5 protein-coding genes are annotated in these 5,152 nt (G+C 36.1%); 2 read left to right on the top strand and 3 right to left on the bottom strand.

Annotated features, from left to right (window positions below; genetic code table 11):
* Positions 1–577 precede the first annotated feature (577 nt).
* Positions 578–1,588, top strand: coding sequence for a LacI family DNA-binding transcriptional regulator (locus PLK24_RS08050; protein ID WP_324477990.1), 1,011 nt, complete (start codon positions 578–580; stop codon positions 1,586–1,588).
* Between the two features lie 201 nt (positions 1,589–1,789).
* Complete coding sequence (locus tag PLK24_RS08055; RefSeq protein ID WP_324477992.1) at positions 1,790–2,098, top strand: hypothetical protein; 309 nt, start codon at positions 1,790–1,792, stop codon at positions 2,096–2,098.
* Positions 2,099–2,280: 182 nt separating this feature from the next.
* Here the strand turns inward: PLK24_RS08055 and PLK24_RS08060 are convergent, their stop codons facing one another.
* From PLK24_RS08060 to PLK24_RS08070, 3 genes are all read right to left on the bottom strand, one after another.
* Positions 2,281–3,438 carry an AGE family epimerase/isomerase gene (locus tag PLK24_RS08060; protein WP_324477994.1) on the bottom strand — a complete coding sequence of 386 codons (1,158 nt, stop codon included), beginning with the start codon at positions 3,436–3,438 and terminating at the stop codon, positions 2,281–2,283.
* A gap of 25 nt (positions 3,439–3,463) precedes the next feature.
* The gene (locus PLK24_RS08065; protein WP_276794036.1) at positions 3,464–4,321 is read right to left on the bottom strand and encodes a carbohydrate ABC transporter permease; all 858 of its coding nucleotides are present in this window, start codon (positions 4,319–4,321) and stop codon (positions 3,464–3,466) included.
* A 4-nt stretch (positions 4,322–4,325) separates the two neighbouring features.
* Positions 4,326–5,152: carbohydrate ABC transporter permease (locus PLK24_RS08070; RefSeq protein WP_324477998.1), on the bottom strand; the 827-nt coding region annotated here is incomplete at its 5' end.

The raw sequence follows: 5,152 nt of genomic DNA on the forward strand, positions 1-5,152 counted from the left end.
AGATTCTCACGTCGCATAATATGCTCCTCAGAATGACGGAGTGGGTGAATGAGATTCTCACGTCGCATAATATGCTCCTCAGAATGACGGAGTGGGTGAATGAGATGACCGTGTCGTTCAACCAATGAACGGTTGAACTCCTCGCAACGACGGATTTAGATAGGCATTATCATATTCTTCTGGTGCTACCTACTGGCATAAACTTCTATCCTTTTTGTCAGTTATATGCCTTTTCCTTACTTTAAAAAAGAAAACCTTCATATCATATCGCTTCATGGTTTTATGGTTTCATTTTGTATTCTAGTTCTGCAATCCCCTTTGGGGTTGTCGTAGGATGTGAAGTTTTTGAGTTATTTTTATTTATTATTTTTTTTAATTTTAGTTTCTCAACTTCTCCGTTATCGTATAATTCAAAAGATGATAAAATTTCAATATTAATTATTTATAACTATTTCAAGATGAATGTATAGAAAACGTTAACAAATTTAAATTTGTTTGTCAATAATTAAATTATGTTATATTATTTTGCATATAGTTATAGATTATAGAAAACGTTTTCAAATAGAGGAGACAAAGAATGCCCTCGATTAAAGAAGTGGCTCGTTTAGCAGGGGTATCAATCACCACCGTTTCTCGAGTAATAAACAACAAAGGATCAGTTAGTAAAGAAAGTGTCGATAAGGTTTGGGAAGCTGTTCATTTACTTAATTATCAACCCAACCTCTTAGCGCGGAGTTTGCGTAGTCAACAATCAAAACTTCTTGGGCTTTTAGTGCCAGATATTAGAAATTCTGTTTTTGCTATAATTGCCAAACATACCGAAGAAATAGCTTCCAAACGAGGTTATAACCTCATTATTTGTAATACTGGTGAAGATGCTGAAAAGGAAAAAACTTACCTGGAAATTCTTCTTCAACGTCAAGTGGAAGGAATAATTTTTTCGCGAGTATCAGATGAAAGCTTGCTCTTCAAAACTCCCCAGCTATTAAAGGTTCCTTATATAGTCTTAGATAGAACCATGGAAGTTGAAGAAGCTCCAACGATAAAATTAGATAATTATTCAGCCGGTGTTTTAGCCGCTTCTCATCTTTTAGAATTAGGACATCAGAAATTTGCCTGTATTTCTGGACCACTAAAGATTAAAATATGCCGTGAAAGGCTCTCGGGTTTTTTGGATACATTAGGGAAAAAAGATTTAAAAATCAGAAAAGAATTTATTCAAGAAGGTGATTTTAAAATTGAAGGCGGAAGAAAAGCCATGGAAAATCTCTTGGTTTTTCCCCGTGATGAGTACCCAACCGCCATTTTTATAATGAACGATTTAATGGCTTTTGGAGCAATTCAAATAGCAAAAGAAAAAGGCCTGTCCCTTCCCGAAGATATTTCCATTGTTGGTTTGGATAATATTCCTCTTTCCGAAGTGTTTTCTCCACCTTTAACAACAGTGGCCCAGCCTTTTGATGAAATGGCGAAAGAAGGAGTTAACCTTCTCTTAAAACTCATTGAAAATAAAAAAATTCGGAAAAAATTAATCGTTATCCAACCCAAGTTGATAATAAGAAGCTCGGCAATTCCTATAATAAAATAATTCGATCTAATCTTAAGGATTAAGGACTATGAAATAGTGCTGATAATCCTGGTCTTCCACCCTGATTAAGGATTTGGTTCAGTCGATCATAAAAGTAAAATTCTTTTTTCTTTTTTAAATTTTCTTGTCATTTCAAGCAAAAATGAGTGTTTCATTTTTTAAAATCGCTTAACCAATACCCCTTCGCTCCCCTTCTGAAATTTGACAAAAGAAGACGCATCATTTAATATAATAATTACCACGGATTCTGAGGAACGTAAGACCGGAGGGTTAGAAAAAAGAACTTTTAACCGCAAGGAAAAAGGTTCGAAGTTTTTCCGAGAGGAAAAATGGAAGTCTGATCCTGAAACACTGAAGAAGTTTATGAATAATAACCTTCCCAGTGAGATGAAGGCAAAAAGGTTCGTTAGAGTCCGTGGTTTTTTTATGGCCTTTTTTTTAGAACAAAAAACTATTTATTTAGACGAACTGCTAACCATCATTATTCCTCATAATGCTGTTGAACAATAAGAAAAGTACTTATTTATAGTTTATGAGGAATACCCAAGATTCCTCATAAACTAAACTCTCCCATCAAAGAGATAAAAGAAGAAATAAATATACTAAGGGGCGCAACGAATTGCGACCCTACGTTAATAAACATTCTTTCGTAAAGGATTGGTCTTAAAATAATATCGCAAAAACCTTACTTCTTACAAAACCAAATAACTATATAAAAGAGCTCGAGGAAGATGGAAAGGTCCTTTCCATAAATTCCCTTTTAATGTGTGCGAAATCGAACCGTCTCGATGAAGATAGCCATACCATTCACCGTATTCTTTATCCGGAAAATGAGCGAAGCTCCACTCATGAATTTTAATAAACCATTGGGCGTACTTCTCGTCTCCTGTTAGTTCATATGCTAATAGCAAGGCATAGAGAGCCTCGGTGTGTGGCCACCAAAGCTTCATGTCCCACTCAAGCTGGTCAAGGGGTCTATTAGCTAAATCGACAAAATAGAAAAGACCACCGTATTCTTCATCCCAACCTAATCGAAGCGACCAATCTAATATTTCTAAGGCTCTTTTAATAATATTTTTATCTTTAAGCTTTTGTCCTTCCCGCAAGCAAAACCAAGCTGATTCAATCGCATGACCAGGATTGACACAACGTCCTTCTGGTCCAGGAATCATTGATCCATCTGAATTAACATTTTCAAGTAAGGCTTGGACATCATCACGAGCGTGAACCCAAAGTATTTCGCCCAGATATTTTTTCATCACTGGTTGGTATCTATCATCCGGGACTATCTCTCGAAGCTCCTGAGTTGTAGCTACCATGATCATAGGAATAGCATGACCTTTTACCGGATAATTTTCGTATACAGTATTCGATCCAATTTTTTCCGGATTATCAAGTAATGAAACGAGGTTCCAATAGGTTTTTACTGCTTGTTCTAATGACAACTCATCCCCGGAAGCTTTAGCATAATGAGCTAAACCAATAATTAAAAATGTTTCGGAAAAAATGCTCCAAGGTTTATTGATGGGCTTTCCATCCTGAGTTAAACGGAAAAACGCCCGGCCTGATTCATCAAAAGCAAATTTTTTTATAAAATCCGCACCAAGGCGAGCCGCATACAACCAATCCGGGTTTTTTTCAATATGATTGTAGAGTTTTGAAAATAACCAGGTAGCTCGACCTTGCACCCAAACTGATTTATCTTTTCCATAAGGAGTTCCCTCTCTATCAAGTTGGCTAATAAAACCACCAAACTCTTCATCTAAGGAGTATTTCAACCAGAAAGGAATAACGTTATCAAAAAGCTCTTTCCGGTATAGATCCTTTATTTTTTTTCTATCAAAGTTCATAAATATACCCTCCTTTTTTCTTTTTTTATTCTTTGACTGCTCCAAATGCCAATCCTTTTACAAAATTCTTTTGAATAATAAGGGCGAATATCAAAACTGGAATTATGGCCAAAACTCCCATACCAGTCATTTGTCCCCACTCCAATCCTCTATCGGTAATAAAACCAGAAATGACGACCGGTACAGTTTGAGCCCGGTAAGTCGTTAAAATTACTGCGAATAAAAATTCATTCCATGCCAGGATGAATGAAAAAACAGCTGCTACGACTAAACCGGGTATTGATATTGGTATCACAACTCTCACGAATCGTTCAAAGAAAGTGGCTCCATCCATGATGGCTGATTCTTCGATACTGCGAGGAATATCTCCAAAAAATCCAAGAAGAATCCAGATTACAAAAGGAAGATTAAAACTAGTATAGGTGATGGACAGTGCTAACCTGGTATCTAAAAGACCTAATCTTTGTATAATCATAAAATAAGCAATGGCAGTGCAGACTGCCGGGTACATTCTAGTCATGAGAATCCAATATACCAAAAAAATGCCTAGTTTAAATGGAAATCGTACTCGAGCCAAGCTGTATGCAGCAAATCCACCGAACACTGTCGCCATTAACGTTGAGCTTAGGGCAATAATGACGCTGTTAATAAAATATGGTAAAACTCCATTAACTTGTAATATTGATCGATAATGGTTCAATGTTATATTCTTTGGAATCCATACTGGTGGATAAGTAAAAATGTCAACTGGATTTTTTAACGATGTAGTAAATAGCCAAAAAAGAGGGATTAGGACCTGGGATAAAGCAATGAAGATAACCACATATTCAATTATCCTTTTGAAGTAGTTTTTTCCTTGGCGGGCAGCAATTTGCCTTTTCATTTCTTTATTCTATCCTTTTTTCAACCTGTACAAATTTTTTAGCAATTATATAGGATATTACAAAAATACAAATTAAAAATATCCAAGATTGAGCGGAGGCTTCTGTTATATCGAAATATTTTAAGCCTTTTTTATATATTCGAAGGCTTAAAACTTCAGTAGCCAAACCCGGTCCCCCATAAGTAAGAACATAAATGGAATCGAACATTTTAAAGGCATCCATTAACCTTAATAGCAACGTAACAGCAATAACTGGTTTGAGGAGAGGCATGGTGATATATCGAAATATTTGAAGACCACTGGCCCCATCTATTCTAGCTGCCTCAAAAGGGGTATCAGATAAAGATTTCAATCCTGCAATCAACGTTAGCATAACAAAAGGAGTCCAAGTCCAAGTTTCAACTATAATTACCGCAACTTTTGCCCATATTGGATGTTGAAGCCATGGTTTATCAATACCTATTTGGGCAAGACCCAACTTGAAAATACCATAATCAGGGTTGAACATTAAACGCCAAAGAACACCCACTACCACTGGAGCAATAATATTTGGGATAAGTAGGATTGTTTGCCAAAGACGAAAACCTTTTCTCTCCTGGGAAAGAATGAGAGAAAGCATTAAACCTATTAATAGTTGGAGGCCTAAGGATACTGAAACAATTAATATGGTATTCCAAGCAGCGGTGAGAAATTCTCCGTCTCTAATACCAGTTGAATAATTTTGTAGTCCAACGAATTGAATTGGTTGTCCAGGTCGTAAAAGGTTTAAATTTGTAAAACTTACACCAAGGGAATAAGCAAGCGGAATGAGAGAAGTAATGCTCAAAAAAA

Source organism: Atribacter sp., from assembly GCF_035418125.1.
GTDB classification, from domain to species: Bacteria; Atribacterota; Atribacteria; order Atribacterales; family Atribacteraceae; genus Atribacter; species Atribacter allofermentans.